Source organism: Leptospira venezuelensis (genome assembly GCF_002150035.1).
In the GTDB taxonomy this organism is placed as follows: domain Bacteria; phylum Spirochaetota; class Leptospiria; order Leptospirales; family Leptospiraceae; genus Leptospira_B; species Leptospira_B venezuelensis.
The window spans coordinates 139,246-156,720 of sequence record NZ_NETS01000007.1 but is presented as its reverse complement, the minus strand read 5'-3'; the positions used below and the strand labels follow the sequence as shown (position 1 = coordinate 156,720).

Here is a 17,475-nt window from a genome sequence, read left to right as displayed (position 1 = left end):
GATAGCGGGCGTTTGCGTAAAAGCAAGAGAGAATGTTAATGAGCAGTGCTGAAGTTTTTGAGTTTGCCTTGTGCTGCTAATTCTTTACGAACTGCTTCTTGCACATCTTTTCTATATCCCAATTCGAAGAATACATCTGCAATTACGAATATCGGAGCAGATACTATTGCTTGGAATAAATTGTCGAATAAAGCAGGACGGCTTTTTTCAAAAATAAAATGTCCGTAGAATTGAGCTCCCCAACCTATTAGTTGAGCAACAGCAAAGATACTCCATGCAGTTGTGGCAGTCAGTGACAGCGTAATGTACTGAGCTAGGAACATCAAAGATCCAAAGACCACAGTAGTTGCAGCTGCAAAAATAAAATCCAGGGTGAAGTAGTAAGCAAGCACAGCGATCCCGAATACGGTCGCAGCTGTTACTGTATAACCGAAAACATTAACTAACTCTAATCTATTAAGCACCAAAAATAAGGTGAAGGTGATGGTAGGAACTCCTAATACGTGAATCCACACGTTTCTTTTTTCTTGGTGGTACGCAGAATAGAAGGCCATTTCCTTAGCGAATTTCATGGATAAAACTCCTCACAATTTCAGGTCCAGTATATACCCGAATCCATGATTCCGGCTTGAACGAACCTGCCATTTTTAGAAAAAAATCCGTTGCATAATACCCGTTCGAAATAAACCATTGAGTCACCTCAAAAACCTATTTACACCAGGAACTTATGCCTTACATCAATCTCAAAGTTGCCGGACCACTTACAAAAGAGCAAAAACAACAGATAACAAAAGAATTTACCGAAACTCTTACGAAAGTTGCCGCAAAACCTCCTGAATCCACCTATATCGTAATCGATGAAGTCTCCAGAGAAAATTGGGCGGTAGGTGGAAAACTTCTAGAATAAAGATGGATACGATCTTCTTTGCGGCCTCCAAACTTGCGGGGGCCTTCTTATTCCCTTTACCTGCTTGCCTACTTTTGCTGGTATTTTTCGGTCTTCGACTTCCGAAATTCAAACAGAAGCTCTGGGTTTTACTTCCTACTCTCATTATCTGGGTAGCGTCCACGGACAGTTTTTCCCAATGGATCATCAGAGGATTGGAAGAAAAACATCCTCCAGTTCATTTGGAAACTTTGGAGAATGCAGATGCAATTTTAGTATTGGGGGGCGCTGTTGACAACCTTGCTTTATATGAACAACAGGTACAGTTGACTTCTGCCGCAGAACGAATGACTGACGCTGTTCTATTATTTCAAAAAAGAAAGGCACCTCGTATTGTTTTCACCGGAGGTTCCGGGAACTTATTCTTCCAAACTAGAAAGGAATCGGACTTTGCACTCCAATTTTTCCAATCTTTAGGTGTTCCAAGTAAGTCGGTTTTTCTGGAGAATGAAAGCAGGAACACTAAGGAGAATGCAGAAAAAACGGCAGAACTTTTCCATAAAAACAAATGGAAGTCCGCGATCCTAATTACTTCTGCATTTCATATGGAAAGATCTCTCTTGGTATTTGCGAACACGGGAATCAAGATCCATCCTTGGCCAACAGACTATAGATCCAGGGTCAAAATTCTGACCATAGACGATTTTATACCTTCCTCCCAAAGTCTGGAAAATACAAGCATCGCCTGGAAAGAGAGAATAGGCCTATTCGTTTACAGGTTTAGAGAGAGTATTTCCACTTTTCTTCCCCTCCGTATCCGATATCCTTGGTCTAAGGACTGGAATTAAACACAAATGAACGTGAAATTTACCGTGCTTGCGAGTATCATCGCACTTTCCTTAGGAACAATTGCATTCTTCTCCTCTAAAGAAACTTCTTACACATTATTGGATGCTTCTGATTTAGCTGCGAATACTACAAAATACGAAGCAGATGATCTCTTAAGAGTAAGAGGATTCGTAAAATTAGGTTCTCTTATCCGGGAAGGAAAAACTGCCAAGTTTGTCCTTCAACTAAACGAAAAAGAAGTTCCTGTTTTTTTTACGGGAGCTACATTATTACCCGACGCATTTAAAGAAGGTGCTAGAGCCAGAGTGGACGGAGTTTGGAAAAACGGAGTCCTAGTCGCTGATAAGGTAGAAGCAAAATGTGCATCCAAATACGAAGCCGGTTATAAAGAAGAAGAACAATGAATGATTTAGGCGCAGTTTGTCTCATCACCTCCTTCTCCATATTATTATTTTCCATAATCCAAACCAGTTACGGAATTTTTAAAAACGATTCTAGAGCTTTAGAATTAGGCCGTTATACTTTGATGGCCAATTTTGCTGTTGTTCTACTCGCTTTTATAGTGTTGGTTGTCCAACTTATGAGAACGGATCTATCCAACTATTATGTTGCGATGCATTCCAGTGAACATCTTCCTTTATTCTATAAGATGACATCTGTTTGGTCTGGATCTTCTGGTTCACTCTTATTCTGGAATTTATTACTCTCCGGATTTACTTTCATTGTTCTTTGGCAAACAAAAGATCTTTTGAACGAAAGAATCCCAGTAATGCATCTTTCCTTAGCAGTGATCACCTGCTTCTTCTCTTTTTTAGCGATCTTCTTTCCGGATGCTCAACCTTTCAGAGAATTCCAACCAGCTGCAGTCGCAGGTAGAGGATTAAATCCACTCTTACAACATTGGGCAATGATCATCCACCCTCCGATTCTATATATTGGTTATGTGAGTTTTGCGATCCCATTTGCAATTGCTTCTTCCGCATTGATCACGGGGCAACTTTCAGAGAACTGGTTTAGGTTTGTAAGAAGATGGAGTATCTTCTCCTGGTTCTTCTTGGGAACCGGAATACTTTTAGGATCAAAATGGGCTTATGAAGAACTAGGTTGGGGCGGTTATTGGGCATGGGATCCAGTAGAAAATGCAAGCTTGATGCCTTGGCTTCTGTCTACAGCATTCTTACATTCCATGATCATCCAAGAAAGAAGAGGAATGTTAAAATTTTGGAATATGCTTTTGATCATTTTAGCATTCCATTTTTGTTTACTCGGGACCTGGATCACTCGAAGCGGAGTTTTAGAAGGACCACATTCTTTTTCCAAATCAAGTATAGGAACCCCATTTATAGTTTTTATAGGAGTAAGTTTCCTATTCTATCTCGGAATTTTAATATATAGAAAAGACAGACTCAAACCGGAAAGAAACCTAGAAGCAATTACTTCCAAAGAAGGTAGTTTTCTTCTAAACAATTTTCTTTTGGTGATCGCGACACTCTCTATTCTTTTGGGAGTATTCTCTCCTTTATTATCGGGAGTAGAGTATAAGGCTCCTTGGTTCAATTCTTGGGGAGTTCCTGCAGGAATTCTACTCATTCTACTCATGGGAGCAGCGCCATTACTCGCTTGGAGAAAAGGTGCGGATCAGATATTTTTCACCACATTATTAAAACCTTTGATCGCTGGATTTATTGGAGCAGGGATCTATATCCTGTATTACAGAAGCAATTTCTCCATCAGCGATTATAGTTTAGGCGATGTATTGGGAGAAGTTTACAGTGTCCTAACAGTAGGACTTGGGATCTTTACCATAGCAGGTATCGCGCAAGAATATCATAACGGTATAAAGGCGAGAAGAGCCGCTATCCACGGAGAGAACTATCTTCAAGCTGGATTCAGAATGCTTCTTAAAAACAAAAGAAGATACGGCGGATATTTAGTTCACCTGTCCATGGTGATCTTATTTATTGGATTAGCTGGAAACGCGTTCAAGCAGAACACCTCAGTTAAGTTTTTCTACTTCCTGAGATTTTCTCCAACAAATGAGCTTATATATACAAGTGATGATACTGCGATCTTAGGTGACTATACTATAGGTGCGACCACTCTTAAGATCAAACCGATTGTGAACGGAGACCCGGAGTCCGGAGTCAACCATAGAAACGTAATCGTTTCTCACGAGGCTACCTTCGAAGTCAAAAAACAACTCAAAAGTTTTGATACTATGGTGACGGAGAGAAGATATTACCCTCAAATCTCTCATTTGAGCGGGGACTTCGAGACACATATCCCTACAAGTGAACCTTCTATCTCTTCTACTCCTAAAGAAGATCTTTATATACAATTGGGAGCAATAGAACATGCGGATCTTTCTGACGAGAATCCGGATCTGCCTGGAATGTTCTTGGACTTCTTCTTTACAAGAGATCCGGCGATCAAGGCAGGAAAATACTTAAAATTCCCGAACCAGATCGTAGCAAATTTAGAAGTCTGGGTAAACCCAATGGTGAAATTTATCTGGGCAGGATCTTTGATGTTCTTCTTATCCGGATTGCTGATCCTATTACCAATAGGAGAAGATAAAAAATGAAGTTTTTTGTCTCTTCTGATCTACATAAGAAAATTCTAATTCTACTTTTTGGATTTTTCATTTGGGCCAGTGCGGCAAACGCAGATTCCACTTTTACAAATTTGACTGATCCCGAGCATATTCGCACATTCCATAATGTAACCGAAAGGATCCGCTGTATTTGTATCCCTTCTATTGCGATCAAAAGTTGTTCCTTCAATAATTGTACTGTTTCCGCAAAACTCAAAGTGTTCATAGAGAACAGGATAAGAGCTGGAGAATCAGCTGATGTGATCGTAGACAAAATGATCCACGGGTTCGGTCAAGACGTGGTTTCCGATCCTGTAATTGCTAAGTTTATAGAAAATGGAAACCAGGGAATGGCTCAAGGAGTCATCATGGGTTTTGGTCCTGATATTCTGGCGAAACCAGATTCTTCCTGGATCGATTTTAGTATCGCAGCTGCTGCAGCATTCGGAATACTTCTGATCTATTTGTATCTAAAAAGAAGAACCGCTCCCAAAGCGGCAATCGCAACAGAATCTGAAAACCATTCCTCATTTGATAAATACATCTCCGAAATTGAGGAGAAACAGAAATAATGGATTTTTTATTAATTTTCTTTTATATAGTTTTAGTCGCCATCATAGGGGCACCCTTCGTTTACGTGAGTATGTTTGCCAAACATATTCCTTACGAAACGGATCCCAAAAGTTCCGAGTTATTTGATAGAAGGGACGTTCTTCTGGATAACCTGAAAGATCTGAAAATCGAATTCGATACCGGAAAATTGACCGAGACTGAATTCAAATCCATCTCTTCTGGTTTAGTAAAAGAATTAGAAGAGCAGGATAAAAGGATCAGTCAAGGTGCGGCTGCAACTCTTTCCAAAATGGGAACTTCTGCAAAACCACAGTTAGGTGGAAAGTTCTGTCATAACTGTGGATTTAAGATAGAAATTTTCGGAGCGAAATTTTGTCCTGAATGCGGGACAAAACTCCAAGTCTGAACTGATTATTAAGAATGTCTTTTTTTAAGTTCTTCTACAATGTCGGAAAGGGAAAGACCTCTTTCCACAAGAAGAACCTGCAGATGAAAGAGTAAATCCGCGGATTCGTGAGTGAGTTCTTTTTTGTCCGCGTTTTTTGCCGCGATAATCACTTCTCCTGCCTCTTCCCCTACTTTCTTAAGGATACGATCTACGCCGCCTCGGAAGAGGTCCGCAGTATAGGATTTTTCGGGAAGTTCTTCTTTTCTTTTTTTAAGGATTTGCTCTAACTGAAGCAGGAAGTCCATCATTACCACCGGAGATACTTCGAATATCCGGACCTATTCTTGACGGTAAACAAAAAATTCCGTATTTCTGCGTTTCCTTAAAAACGAAACGGAGAAAAAAAGGTCGAAGAGATGAGACCAATGCTTCCCTTTTCAAAAATCCAATCCATCCTTCTCTTGATCTGCCTCGTATTCACATCCGAAGTTCACTCCGAGGTTTGGGAGACTTCCGTTGAGACAGCTTTTAATAAAGCGAAGAAGGACGGGAAGCCCATCTTTATAGATGTATACGCGGATTGGTGCGGTTACTGTAAGACTCTCAAAAAGGAAATTTACCCTAAAAAAGAGGTTAAGGCAGAATTATCTAAATTCGTACTTCTTTCGCTGGACGGAGATAGATTTCCAAACTTAAAGAAAAAGTATGATGTAACAGGCTACCCTACACTTCTATTTTTAGATAAAAATGGAAGCCTAACAGAGAAGATCGCTGGAATGCCGGATCACAAAATGGTAATCAAAACCTTAAGATCAGCATATTCAAAAAGGGACAAAGAAGTTAGTCTTCTAGCAGAATTAACAAAAGATCCGGATAATAATCTTCTTCTTTTAAAAGTGGGAGAGTATTATTTCGAAGCAAAAGAATATAAAAAGGCAGCCGACTATTTTTATAAATCATTCGCATCTGAAGACCCAAGAATGCCGGAGAACAAACATAAGGCATTATTCAATTTAGGACTTAGTTTTTCAGAATTAAAAAATTGGGAGAAAACAATCAAAACGTTTTCTTTATATTTGGACAAATTCCCGACGGGACATTCGAAAGCAGCTTTGTATTATAGAGGAGGAGCTTATTCTTCTCTCGGCCAAAAAACAGAAGCGAAAGAAGATCTAAAAAAAGCCCTGGAACTCAGTTCTGATCCGGACGAAAAGAAAGAGATCCAGGACTTATTGAATCGACTTTGATTTAAACGGATTGTTTACCGATGGAGAAGTATTTGAATCCTTCTTTTTTCATATGATCCGGACGATATTGGTTTCTACCGTCAAAGATCACATGACCTTTCATTAATTTTTTAATTCTAGAAAAATCAGGTTCTCTGAATTCTCTCCATTCTGTAAGTAGAAGTAGAGCATCCGCACCTTCTAATGCATCATACGCATCTTTTGCATATTCTATCTTATCTTTGAAATAGTATTCAGAAGTTTCTTTAGAGACAGGATCGAAAGCCTTGATCTTTGCTCCTTCTTCATGCAATTTTAATAATAAAGGAATAGAAGGTGCCTCTCTCATATCGTCTGTGCCCGGCTTGAATGCCAGTCCCCAAACTGCCAGAGTTTTTCCTTTGATTTGGCCTTTCCCAAAAAAGTTCTCTATCTTAGTGTACAAACGAACTTTTTGATCCTCGTTCACTCTCTCCACTTCTCTAATGATACGGAGAGAAGAAGAAAAATTCTCAGAAGTGCGGATCAATGCACGAACGTCTTTAGGGAAACAAGAACCACCGTAGCCGATACCGGCATACAAGAATTGACGGCCGATCCTGGAATCGGTTCCCATTCCTTTTCTTACGTCTTCGTAATCTGCACCAACGGTTTCGCATAAGTTTGCAATCTCGTTCGCAAATGAGATCTTAGTAGCTAAAAATGCATTACATGCGTATTTAGTTAACTCCGCAGAAACAGTTCCCATTTTAATGATAGGGTTTCCATTTAATACGAATGGAGCGTAAAGTTGAGCAACAAGTTCTCCTGCTCTTTCACTATCTGCACCGATCACAACTCTTTCTGGTTTCATGAAATCATCAATCGCGGCTCCTTCTTTCAGGAACTCTGGATTGGATACCACGTCGAATTCGTGTTTGGTGTTTTTAGAAATGATTTCTTTTACTTTAGCCGCAGTTCCTACTGGAACAGTGGATTTATCTACGATAACTTTATAACCGTTAATTGATTTCCCGATCTGTTCTGCGACGGCGAAGACCGCACTTAGATCCGCGGATCCGTCATCGGATGTTGGAGTTCCAACAGCGATAAAAATGATTTCTGAGCCTTCTACTCCTTCTTGGATGGAAGTGCTGAAACCCAGTCGATTCTCCTTATGGTTACTCAAAACCAATTCGGACAGACCAGGTTCATAAATAGGTATGATTCCTTTTTTCAAGTCCTCTATTTTTTTAGAGTCCTTATCCACGCAGATCACATGATTTCCATATTCCGCAAAGCAAGCTCCAGCCACAAGGCCAACATAGCCGCTTCCAATTACGCAAACTTTCATACGAAAACCAGAATCCTTTCAAAGAGAAGGCTGGGAAGGAATTTATCCCGAAAAATCCCCTTTTTTCGCCTCTACCTGGACCGGGATCCAAGCGGCGCCTTCAAATTTGGGAATATCCAATCTTTCCAGCTCGAATTGCAAAACTCCATCCTTCCAAAGATAGGAACCTTCTGCATGACTTTCACCTGAATGTAATGCGATCCCTAAAGAATATTTACCGGGAGAAAGATTTAATGGAAAACGAAAATCAACCTGAACAGTCTGCTTGGGTTTCAGATTCTTTTGGCGACCGCCTATGTGGAATGTATTCGTTCCGAAAACTCGAATCCCTCTATGATCATCAATATGGAATCCAACGGTTAGATCATCTAGAGGAGAGCGAAACGATGCACTTACCCTTAACAAAACTTCTGCACCTACTGGCAGGATAGAAGGATTTGACTTTCCCGCGTATTGGATCTCTACATCCAAAGATTCCACTAAAGAATCCCTATCTTGGATCTTAGTATTTCCATCCAAGGACGATGATGCAATGATCTGCATGTATTCTCTGAAACCGTCTATCGGATCTCCATCGAATACCAATTTACCTTTTTCTAAAACAAGAAGTCGAGTACATACAGATTTTAAAAGTTCTAGATCATGACTAACGATTAAAGTAAGAGTCCCTTCTTCCGAGAACTTACGGAACCTGTTTAAACTTTTCTGTTGAAAGCTTGCATCGCCCACAGCCAAAGCCTCATCCACGATCAAGATATCAGGACGTTTTGCAGTAGCTAGAGCAAATCCCAATCTCATAGTCATTCCGGAAGAATAATTCTTTAGAGGGCTTTTACGAAATTCAGACAAACCGGAAAACTTAAAAATTTCCTCAGAAGATTTAATCAGCTCTTCTGGGTCTAATCCCCAGACCAAACCGTTATAGTATAAGTTTTCTTCCCCAGAAAGTTCCGGATTAAAACCAACGCCCAATTCTAAGATAGAACGAACAGTTCCCTTCTTCTCTAATTTTCCGGAATCTTCTTTAGAAACTCCAGTAAGCAATTTAAGTAAGGTGGATTTTCCAGCTCCGTTGCGACCGATGATTCCGATTACTTCTCCCTTTTCTGCCGAAAAAGAGATCCCATCTAGTGCCTTGTATTTTACATCCAAGCCAAAATAACCGAAGGTGATCGCGCTCAAGAGTCGGTTCCAAGGTTTACTATAACCCTGGTAGGTTTTAGAAATATTCTCTATCCTGATCAAAGGTGATCCAACACTATCTGATTTAATTTAGTACGACTTAATAGAAAGATCCCCAGAAAAAGTCCAAGAAAAGGAAGAAAGTCCAAAAACCCAGCCTGAGGTAAATAACCTACCAGCAAGGCAGATCTGAAAACTTCTAAAGGAAAAAAGAACGGATTAAACACATTCAATTTTCCTAAAATACCTTTTGATTCGTAAAGGATCGGCAAACCCCAAAACAAAAACTGGGTCAATAATCTAACCAAAGGAGAAATATCCCTAAGAATAATATTCACACGAGCCAAATAACTTTGGAGGCAGGCCAGAAATAATCCGGTACAAAACATGGAAATAAAAGAAAGAGGTAAACTCCAAATCCCAAGCTTTCCTGCCCAAGCCAAAAAGATAAATATAGGAATAGAAGTCACAATCCAATGCAGTAAAAACTGCACGAAAGGGATCCAAAGAAAAATTTCGGGACCAAGAGGAGATCTTTTGATTAATTGTCTGTTATCAGTGAGAATTCCTGTGCCCCTAATCAGATATTCTTGTAGAGGGATCCAGAACAAAAGTCCACTAAGTACATTAGAAAAATATTCTATTGAGTTTTCACCTTGGGGTCTGAGCCCAATGAAATAAAATACGATCGTATAAATTAAGATCAAACTTACGTTTTGTAGGAACATCCAGGCCAGACCCAACGCGGAGCCAGCGTACTGCAATGCATAATCCCTTCTGACAAGCACCGATAAAATTCTGAGATTACGCAAAAAAACGAAAGAGGTCACTCTAAAACCTAGGATTGGAATTTAAGAGGAGAAATAGATCAGTTCTCTTCTAGTCGAGTAGATTGTTTACAAGAAAAGATCCCGTCAATTCCAAAAATCCAATGGTCTAAGAGCTCCACATCCAAATTAGCAAGTAAGTTCTTTAAGTTGAAATAAACTTCCCAGTCTTCTTGGCTTGGATAACAGATCATGCCGGGATGATTATGGGCCAGTATCGCCTGGGATGCCTCGTCATTGAGCACGATCCGGACCAGGTCTCTTGGGAGAACTCCCACTTCTTCCAAACTACCCTTGGAGACAATCTCCGCTCTTAAAAGATCTCCCGCCGGAGAAATAGTAGCTAAAACAAAACATTCTCTTTTTAAAGGGGTGAATAAACCCTGCAAATAAGAGGAAAGAGTTTTCGGATTATAACCCGACATTCGGATCGATTCGTATTTGAGTCTTTTAGCAAGTTCTAAAGCGGCTAGTAAGGAAGTGAGTTTTGCCTTACCCAAACCGTTGATATGAAAATTTCTAGGAATATTGGATGAGAGAAGTCCCCCCAATCCTCGGGACATTTTTAGAATATCTCGGCTGAGATCTTCGACAGGAAGGCCCCTGCTCCCTTTGCCTAAAAGAACGGCAATCAGCTCCCAATCTTCTAGATCATCCGCATCATGAAGGATACGAGATCTAGGATCTAAGCCTGAGCCCCAGCGCTCAGCCAAGTTTAGATTTTTCTCAGGTTCTTCTTACTCAGCTCGGAAAGTGTTTCAGAGAACCAATTTCCATCCTGGACCAAGTCCCCTTGGAAAGATTCTTCCAAATAGTCCGCGAAGGTCTTAGAGTTCGGTTCAGAAGAACGAACTTTTTCCCTCCAATCGAATCCCGCTCCAGCGAGACCTTTACGGCTTCTTTCGTAAGCACCTGAATCTTGTAGAGATCGAATCATCATAACTTTCTTTCCCTCGTCTATTTAGACGACATAAATTGAAATTTTCACACCAATAATCTACTAAACGGTTATTAATATACTATACGCATTTATAGTTACCGTCAAGCGTTTACTGTGATTTTTTAGAGAAATTTCCGAATATCTGCCCGGCACCTTCTCATTCACAAGATCCATTCTATTCGCAGCCCGGACAAATCCTGAGTTCAGTAGGGTTAACAATCTGGAAAAAATCACCTAATTCCGTAAAAACCGCAATCGCCTCCCATTGAGTTTGACCCGTCTCGGGAATGAGGTTCCTACATTTAGCCATCCTTCTTCTTCCCAGCGCTTTTATATTCGGATTCGATCGAAATATACCCGCGGAGGTTTGGTTTCGTCCTTGGTGGAAAGGCGGGGAAATATCCCTTTTTGGAATATATGAAAAAGAAGAAGTTCCGCTGTCAGGAATTTCTCTACAGCTCCCATTCTCATTCGGCTCAAAAGAGGAATATAGACTCTCTTATGTTAGAAGTAGCCGAAACAAAGAAGGGAAATTTTTCGAAACAGTTTCCTTAGGTTACCAAGCAGAACTGTATCGCGACTTCGGTTTTAGGTTTAAATTCGGAGCAGAAGGTTCGGAACCTTCTTCTTATTTTACTTCTTTAGGTATCTATAATTCTAAACTCAGTTGGGATCTTTTTGGAAGAAAGAACCAGGAAGAAAATTCTGTAGGTGTACTACTTGGCTCCTCCCAAAACTCGGAATTCAGGATAAGCCTAGGTTACGAAAGGATCCGAAGTCGCTCATTCGATCCTGAAGATAGAATCTCAATTGTAGTTTATGGGAACTGGGAGGGATTTTTAGGTCAGGTAGAAGGTTTCGAATCAGAGAAAGATCCAATCGGATTTATAGGATTCGGATTTTCTCCATTTTATAAAAAAGAAGAAGATCCCAAACTTACAGCTCCACCGCAAGCCCAGGCTGAAAGAACGAATATTTATCCTTCCTTAGAAGCAGAAGAGTTACTAAGACTTGGATTTTCCTTACAAGAATCCATTTCTATTTCTTCCTATTCCAAAGGCCCCGCCGAAAAATTCGAAACATATCTGGATTCAATTCCCGAACTCAAAAGAAGAAAAATTAACAAACTGATCCGAACCAAAAGGGGTTTCTAAATGAAAAAATCCCTTTTCGTATTATTCTTTTTTTCGAATATTCTAGCAGCGGAAAACCTACCCGCTCCTTTTTCTATAGGAGTTTCCTTTTCAGGATATGATTCCAGGTATAATACCAAAAGACAAGAGACGGTTTGGTTCAGGGGAGAAGTTTGTTTCAGAAATTTTATTTTGATCCTTCCTGATGAAGAATGTTCTAAACACAAAGTATTCTTGGAAAAAAGAGGAGAAACAACCTTAGGCTCTTATCTATTCGAAAATAAACATGTTTATCTTTCTTATGGGAATCGATTCAGACCCTTAAATCATTTTTTCTTTTTAAGAGAGAAATTCGATTTTTCCTCCTTCTGGTTTTTAGAACAACCAACCGTTAGAACGGGATTTTTAGGATTAAAATTCGGAGAAAGTACATTAGGAACTTATTATGCAGAGGCTTCCGCGAATAAGCGGCCAGGCTTCTTCTTCAAACCATATAAAAACTATTTAGAGTTAGCATACTCTCCCCAAACAAAGGAAGGATTCATACTTTTAGAATTCCCTTCTTCCGAGGAAAGAAAATCAGAGAAAAGACCATATTGGTTCAGGACCGAAATATTCGGGACTAAAGGCGATCCTCAAGGAATTGTATCGGCTGCTTGGTCGGATAAAGAAAAAGACAAAAGGATATTCGCTTCTGGATTTAGAGGAAGATCGGGACAACTCTTCCAGCTCTCGGAAAGAACCGATCCGGAAGAAAAAGCAGAATTATTCAGATTCGTTTGGGAACCAGGTCCTTATAGAAGATTACAATTCGCCGAATCGAGTCGATATTCTTCCGAAGGAAAAGAGATCTACACTGCTCAATCCATTTTAGGCAGGATGGAAATTTTGGAATTTCCTTGGTTCGCGATCCTTGCTCAAGCCAGAGCCTATTCTTTTTCGGATCATACTTCTTGGATTTTTGCGAAGGGGGTCTATGTATCTTACCAGAGAAAGTTTTGGAGATGGGAACTAGGCCAAGAGTGGAGAAAAAACGGAGATAAACTTACCGAAGCAGGATTACAAATTTCTATAGGTAAAAATTGGAAAATCTACTCGAGCCTTATATATGCAGAAGAGAAAAATTTATATCCAGCATTCGCAGAGGAATCCATCACTCCGGAGGAAACTGGATTGGTTGTGACGGACAAATCCTTTTATTCTTTTTTACGGATATTTCATCCTTACTTCTCAATTCATATACGCCATACAAGAGAGAAGGAAGGTAGTGGTGACGGTGTAAGTATGCGATTCCAGGTGTATATTCCTCTATTCGATTAAAAGGCGACGGATATAAAAAAGAGAAGCGGCCTTTCGACTACTTCTCTTTATAAAAATCTAAAGTTTAGAGGAAAACTTTTAGTCTAGTTTTACTCTTAGTTCCTGGATAATATGGATTAAGAAAGTTAATAATCCGGAGAAGATATACAAACAAATCAGCCCGTAAACAAGCCAAGGCCAACGAGCAATTCCAATAAAGAATAGAGCGATCAAAGCTGCACCGAGCATCAAACTAGCACGTAATGGAGTAAGCTTGGAGCGGATTGCCACCTGAGGCTTTCCATAACGAACATTAGAAACCATTAAAAAAGCGATTAGGATAAACAGAGGTATTCCCAACCAATGAGGAAGAGTATGGTCTTTTCCTAAAAAAATCGGAAGAAAACCGATAGTAATTCCCGCAATAGGAGATGGCAAACCTGTAAAGGAAGAAGGATCATGAGCAACATTAAATCTTGCTAATCTATATGCGGCACAAGCAGGAAAGATCGCAGCGATCAGCATTCCAATCGGGAAAAGGTCTTCTTTTCCGAAAACATCAATCTTGTATTCTCCAAGAACCATATTATAAAAAAGGAATCCAGGTGCGATACCGAATGCAGTTAGATCTGCAAGACTATCAAGATCAGCACCTAGTTCGCTAGTTGCATCCAAAGCTCTTGCCACCATTCCATCTAACCCATCGCAGATTGCTGCGAGTAAGATAAAAAATCCGGAGAGTATATAGGATTGAGGTCCGTTACCTGTTGCCTCAGAAGCAATAAGAATGGAAACAAATCCCATACTCAAGTTCCCGAGGGTGATCATATTTGGAATCCAATGTATCCTGCGATTCATATATAGGTCTCCTGCCTTACCGGACTTACTGTAAAGTCCAAACTCTTAGAATATCCCTGTTTAAATAGATAGTAGCCGAGGGCAGCTACCATCGCGCCGTTATCCGTGCAGTAGATCTTTTTTTGGGGAGAAAAAAATTCCAGGGAATTTTTTTCCGCGAATTGAGATAATCTGTTACGAAGTGTAGAATTCGCTAAGACCCCTCCACCCGCTACGATTCTTTTAATCCCAGTAATGGAGACTGCGCGTTTTAAATTTCTTTCCACAAGTTCAAACGCAGTCTTTTGGAAATGATAACATACAGCCTGAGTGGACAGATCCGGTCGTTTTGCGATCAAATGAGAAACCGCCGTTTTTAAACCTGAAAAAGAGAAAGCTACACGATCCTGCTCCAGATTCCTAAGAAGTGGAGGTAAAAGATCTTTTTCCTTAGGCTCAGGAACATACTTTGATGCTTCCTTTTCAATAGGAGGTCCACCTGGATAAGGTAGAGACAATAAACCGGCCACCTTATCAAATGCTTCTCCCAAAGCATCATCCATTGTATCTCCCACCACTTCCATTTTGCCAAAATGAGGGATTTTATAGATAGCAGAGTTCCCACCGGAAAGAAGTAAACCTAATACCGGAAAGACTGGCTCCACTTCTTCTAAATGTAACACTGCGAAATGGGCCTGTAAATGACAAAGTGGAACGATAGGTGTTCCATACACTGCATGAATGGATCTTGCTAATTGTGCGCCTATCATAAGCGAACCAGTAAGCCCTGGAGATCTGGTCACAGCCACATAATTCAAATCGGAAAGTTTAAGTTTAGATTCTTCTAAAACTTCAGAGAGAAGAGGATTGATTTTCTCTAAGTGAGCGCGGGAAGCGATCTCCGGAACAATCCCTCTAAAAGGTTTATGTAGATCTATTTGGCTGAAAATTTTCAGGGAAAGTAATTCTTTCCCATCTTTCACAATAGCTAGACTGGTTTCATCGCAGCTAGTCTCTATTCCAAGACCGATCATAATTAAGATTTGGAAGAAAGTAGATCCACTGCCTTTTTCAATTGAGGATCTAATTCCAAATCAGTCATAGTTCTGTCTTTTTCCGCCTGAGTTTTATTTTTATACACTGCTCTGGCAACATCAGAGCTAAGTTTGATCCCTTGCTCTTTAAGTGCTTTTTCGAAATTTAAAAAGTTCTGCTCATTATACTCAGGATATTTTGAAGCAAGTTGATCGAGTAACTTTTTCTCGGTCATCTTTCTAAGATAAAAACGATCGTCTTCGTTAGGTTCAATTCCTTTTACAATCACATCCGGCTGTATACCTTTTCCATGAAGTGATTTGCCAGAAGGAGTATAATACTTTTGGACTGTAAGTTTAACTGCCATTCCAAAAGAAAGTGGATAAACAATCTGAACGGAACCTTTTCCGAAAGAAGTAACCCCTACAATTTTCCCTCGCTTATGATCCTGTATAGCCCCGGCAAAAATTTCAGAAGCAGAAGCAGAACCTTCGTTGATCAGAACAACCAATGGTATTGTGGTATATTTATCCCCACTACCAGTTGACTTGGAAACGTCTGCAAGCTCTCCTCCTCTCCCTTTAACGGAAACTATATCTAATCCTTCCGGAAGAAAAATATCAGATAATGCTACAGACAAAGGCAGTAACCCGCCTGGATTCATTCTTAAATCCACAATCAGGCCTTCTGATTTTTTATCCGCGAGTAGTTTTAGATGTTTTTTAAATTCTTCTAATGTGTTTTCTCCCATGAATTGGTTCAAACGGAGATAACCCACTTTTTCTTTTTCAAAGAAGTAGGAACGAACATATCGTATCTTGATGTTTTCTCGCACTAAGGTGAATTGCAAAGGCTCTTTGATATTTTTCCTTTCAACCTTAATACTTACGGAACTTCCAGGCTTTCCACGCATTAGTTTGATCCCTTCTGCATAGCCCAAGTTTGCTGTACTTTTTCCGTCTATTTCTATAATCCTATCTTGAGGTAAGATACCTGCTTTCATTGCAGGCGTGTCTTCAATTGGAGAAACAACCACAATTGCTCCATCCGTATAAGCCACTTCCATACCGACTCCGCCGAAAGATCCACGAGTTTCTTCCCGCATTTGTCTGTATTCTTCCTCTTCCAAGAAAGAAGAATGAGGATCTCCTAGAGACCCCAACATTCCTTTGATCGCACCTAAAAATACTTTTTCTTCGTCTATGGTTTCTACATAACCATTTTGCATGAGTCCGAAAACCTCATGGAATAATTGCAGATATTTTTCGGCAGTTTCGGAAACCGCTTTTGCATGGACTGGACGAAATACGAGTGTTGTAAATAGGATCAGAACCAAACTGATCCAGGCAAATCTTTCCTTACTCTTCATCTTTGCCGACCAATGCGAAGTATGTCTTCGGATATTTGATTCGAATTTGTTCCATTACGGAATCCTTATCTAGTTGATATCTTTCGCAGGCAGCTTCCAAAATTTCGGAATCCTTTCGAATGATTTGTTCGGAAGTATAATTCAATCTTTCCGCAAGACGAGCTTCGGTAAGATATTCTAGGACTAGTTTTAAATCCTTATCTCCGATCTCTTTTTTTCGGGAGGCGCAATCGAATAATAGAAGTAATAAAAGGAATGCCGCGAATACGCGGAAAAAGGAAAGATAGTTCACTCTTTCAAAATCTTTCCTCTCTCAACGGTTAATGTCAACTCCGAAATCCGGAGTGCCTATCAATAGGAACGATAAAGGCCGATCAGTTTTCCTACAATGGTAACTTTTTTACTACGAATTGGTTTGTATTTTGGATTTCTAGCTTCCAAACGAATATGATCTGCTTCTTTAAAATATACTTTTAGAGTAGCTTCGTCTTCGATCAGTGCGACTACGATCTCTCCATTTCGAGCTATATCCTTTTTCTGGATAATCGCCACATCTCCATCATTGATCCCTGCCTCTATCATAGAATCTCCTTGCACTTTAAGCGCAAAGGTAATCCCTTTAGAGGCCATCTCTTCCGGAACTGGGATATAAGCTTCGATATTTTCTTCGGCCAGGATAGGGAGTCCAGCGGCTACTCTACCTAGAAGAGGAATGCTTGGAGTTGGAACTGGTAAACTTTCGAATGGACTTTGGCGGGTAAGCTCTATGGCTCTGGATTGGTTCTTGGAGGTTTTGAGATATCCTTTCTTCTCGATGGCTTTTAGGTGATCGTAGGCACCCTTTGCCGTAATCCCAAACTCATCTCCAATCTCTCGGATCGTTGGCGGAAAGCCCCTTTCTTTAATTACATTGGTAATAAACTGCAAAACAGCGAGTTGCTTTTCCGTTAGATCTTTCATGCTTAACAAGTTATTAGTGAATAAATGTTGCGCAAGTACTTTTTT

Annotated in this window: 21 protein-coding genes; 9 read left to right on the top strand and 12 right to left on the bottom strand. The window is 40.1% G+C overall.

The window, feature by feature from the left end; genetic code table 11:
* Positions 1 to 35 precede the first annotated feature (35 nt).
* Complete coding sequence (locus B1C82_RS02740; protein WP_086446086.1) at positions 36 to 572, bottom strand: Mpo1 family 2-hydroxy fatty acid dioxygenase; 537 nt, start codon at positions 570 to 572, stop codon at positions 36 to 38.
* A 155-nt stretch (positions 573 to 727) separates the two neighbouring features.
* Between B1C82_RS02740 and B1C82_RS02735 the strand changes: the two genes are divergently transcribed.
* Genes B1C82_RS02735 through B1C82_RS02710 form a run of 6 tightly spaced genes read left to right on the top strand, consistent with a single transcriptional unit; the run spans position 728 to position 5,307 of the window.
* Entirely contained in the window at positions 728 to 907 is a 180-nt protein-coding gene (locus B1C82_RS02735; protein WP_020771166.1) for a tautomerase family protein, read from the top strand.
* Between the two features lie 2 nt (positions 908 to 909).
* Positions 910 to 1,734, top strand: a complete 825-nt coding sequence (locus B1C82_RS02730) for a YdcF family protein (protein ID WP_086446085.1) — start codon at positions 910 to 912, stop codon at positions 1,732 to 1,734.
* A 6-nt stretch (positions 1,735 to 1,740) separates the two neighbouring features.
* A complete protein-coding gene (locus B1C82_RS02725; protein ID WP_086446084.1) occupies positions 1,741 to 2,139 on the top strand; it encodes a cytochrome c maturation protein CcmE domain-containing protein in 399 nt (132 codons plus the stop codon).
* Positions 2,136 to 4,319, top strand: a complete 2,184-nt coding sequence (locus B1C82_RS02720; protein WP_086446083.1) for a heme lyase CcmF/NrfE family subunit — start codon at positions 2,136 to 2,138, stop codon at positions 4,317 to 4,319. The genes B1C82_RS02725 and B1C82_RS02720 overlap by 4 nt, the downstream gene beginning before the upstream one ends.
* Complete coding sequence (locus tag B1C82_RS02715; protein ID WP_086446082.1) at positions 4,316 to 4,900, top strand: cytochrome c-type biogenesis protein CcmH; 585 nt, start codon at positions 4,316 to 4,318, stop codon at positions 4,898 to 4,900. Before B1C82_RS02720 ends, B1C82_RS02715 begins: the two co-directional genes overlap by 4 nt.
* Complete coding sequence (locus B1C82_RS02710) at positions 4,900 to 5,307, top strand: zinc ribbon domain-containing protein (protein WP_086446081.1); 408 nt, start codon at positions 4,900 to 4,902, stop codon at positions 5,305 to 5,307. Before B1C82_RS02715 ends, B1C82_RS02710 begins: the two co-directional genes overlap by 1 nt.
* An 8-nt stretch (positions 5,308 to 5,315) precedes the next feature.
* Here the strand turns inward: B1C82_RS02710 and hisE are convergent, their stop codons facing one another.
* Positions 5,316 to 5,594, bottom strand: coding sequence for a phosphoribosyl-ATP diphosphatase (hisE, locus tag B1C82_RS02705; protein WP_008593771.1), 279 nt, complete (start codon positions 5,592 to 5,594; stop codon positions 5,316 to 5,318).
* Between the two features lie 120 nt (positions 5,595 to 5,714).
* On the opposite strand from hisE, the gene B1C82_RS02700 reads away from it, so the two are divergent.
* Positions 5,715 to 6,536, top strand: coding sequence for a thioredoxin family protein (locus B1C82_RS02700; RefSeq protein ID WP_086446080.1), 822 nt, complete (start codon positions 5,715 to 5,717; stop codon positions 6,534 to 6,536).
* Position 6,537: 1 nt separating this feature from the next.
* Here B1C82_RS02700 and B1C82_RS02695 read toward each other — a convergent pair whose 3' ends face one another.
* Genes B1C82_RS02695 through B1C82_RS02675 form a run of 5 tightly spaced genes read right to left on the bottom strand, consistent with a single transcriptional unit; the run spans position 6,538 to position 10,797 of the window.
* Positions 6,538 to 7,848: a UDP-glucose dehydrogenase family protein gene (locus B1C82_RS02695; RefSeq protein ID WP_086446079.1), complete on the bottom strand. Its 1,311-nt coding sequence runs from the start codon at positions 7,846 to 7,848 to the stop codon at positions 6,538 to 6,540.
* A 42-nt stretch (positions 7,849 to 7,890) separates the two neighbouring features.
* Positions 7,891 to 9,093 (bottom strand): ABC transporter ATP-binding protein, encoded by a 1,203-nt coding sequence (locus B1C82_RS02690; protein ID WP_086446078.1) that lies wholly within the window; start codon positions 9,091 to 9,093, stop codon positions 7,891 to 7,893.
* On the bottom strand, positions 9,090 to 9,860 hold the full coding sequence (locus tag B1C82_RS02685) for an ABC transporter permease (protein ID WP_086446077.1): 771 nt from the start codon (positions 9,858 to 9,860) through the stop codon (positions 9,090 to 9,092). The genes B1C82_RS02690 and B1C82_RS02685 overlap by 4 nt, the downstream gene beginning before the upstream one ends.
* Positions 9,861 to 9,898: 38 nt before the next feature.
* Positions 9,899 to 10,570, bottom strand: coding sequence for a JAB domain-containing protein (locus B1C82_RS02680; RefSeq protein WP_086446076.1), 672 nt, complete (start codon positions 10,568 to 10,570; stop codon positions 9,899 to 9,901).
* Positions 10,571 to 10,572: 2 nt separating this feature from the next.
* Positions 10,573 to 10,797 (bottom strand): LIC12298 family protein, encoded by a 225-nt coding sequence (locus tag B1C82_RS02675; RefSeq protein ID WP_086446075.1) that lies wholly within the window; start codon positions 10,795 to 10,797, stop codon positions 10,573 to 10,575.
* Between the two features lie 287 nt (positions 10,798 to 11,084).
* Between B1C82_RS02675 and B1C82_RS02670 the strand changes: the two genes are divergently transcribed.
* Positions 11,085 to 11,951: a hypothetical protein gene (locus B1C82_RS02670; RefSeq protein WP_086446074.1), complete on the top strand. Its 867-nt coding sequence runs from the start codon at positions 11,085 to 11,087 to the stop codon at positions 11,949 to 11,951.
* Entirely contained in the window at positions 11,952 to 13,250 is a 1,299-nt protein-coding gene (locus tag B1C82_RS02665) for a hypothetical protein (RefSeq protein ID WP_086446073.1), read from the top strand. It abuts the gene before it with no gap.
* A 78-nt stretch (positions 13,251 to 13,328) separates the two neighbouring features.
* On the opposite strand, the gene pssA is transcribed toward B1C82_RS02665, so the two are convergent.
* Genes pssA through lexA form a run of 5 tightly spaced genes read right to left on the bottom strand, consistent with a single transcriptional unit; the run spans position 13,329 to position 17,430 of the window.
* Complete coding sequence (gene pssA, locus B1C82_RS02660; protein ID WP_086446072.1) at positions 13,329 to 14,087, bottom strand: CDP-diacylglycerol--serine O-phosphatidyltransferase; 759 nt, start codon at positions 14,085 to 14,087, stop codon at positions 13,329 to 13,331.
* Positions 14,084 to 15,100, bottom strand: coding sequence for a tRNA (adenosine(37)-N6)-threonylcarbamoyltransferase complex transferase subunit TsaD (gene tsaD / locus B1C82_RS02655; RefSeq protein WP_086446071.1), 1,017 nt, complete (start codon positions 15,098 to 15,100; stop codon positions 14,084 to 14,086). The genes pssA and tsaD overlap by 4 nt, the downstream gene beginning before the upstream one ends.
* Positions 15,101 to 15,102: 2 nt before the next feature.
* Complete coding sequence (locus B1C82_RS02650; RefSeq protein WP_086446070.1) at positions 15,103 to 16,470, bottom strand: S41 family peptidase; 1,368 nt, start codon at positions 16,468 to 16,470, stop codon at positions 15,103 to 15,105.
* Positions 16,460 to 16,762, bottom strand: a complete 303-nt coding sequence (locus tag B1C82_RS02645) for an LA_1448 family UV-C exposure upregulated protein (RefSeq protein ID WP_086446069.1) — start codon at positions 16,760 to 16,762, stop codon at positions 16,460 to 16,462. The genes B1C82_RS02650 and B1C82_RS02645 overlap by 11 nt, the downstream gene beginning before the upstream one ends.
* A gap of 59 nt (positions 16,763 to 16,821) precedes the next feature.
* Entirely contained in the window at positions 16,822 to 17,430 is a 609-nt protein-coding gene (lexA, locus tag B1C82_RS02640) for a transcriptional repressor LexA (protein WP_086446331.1), read from the bottom strand.
* Between the last annotated feature and the right edge of the window lie 45 nt (positions 17,431 to 17,475).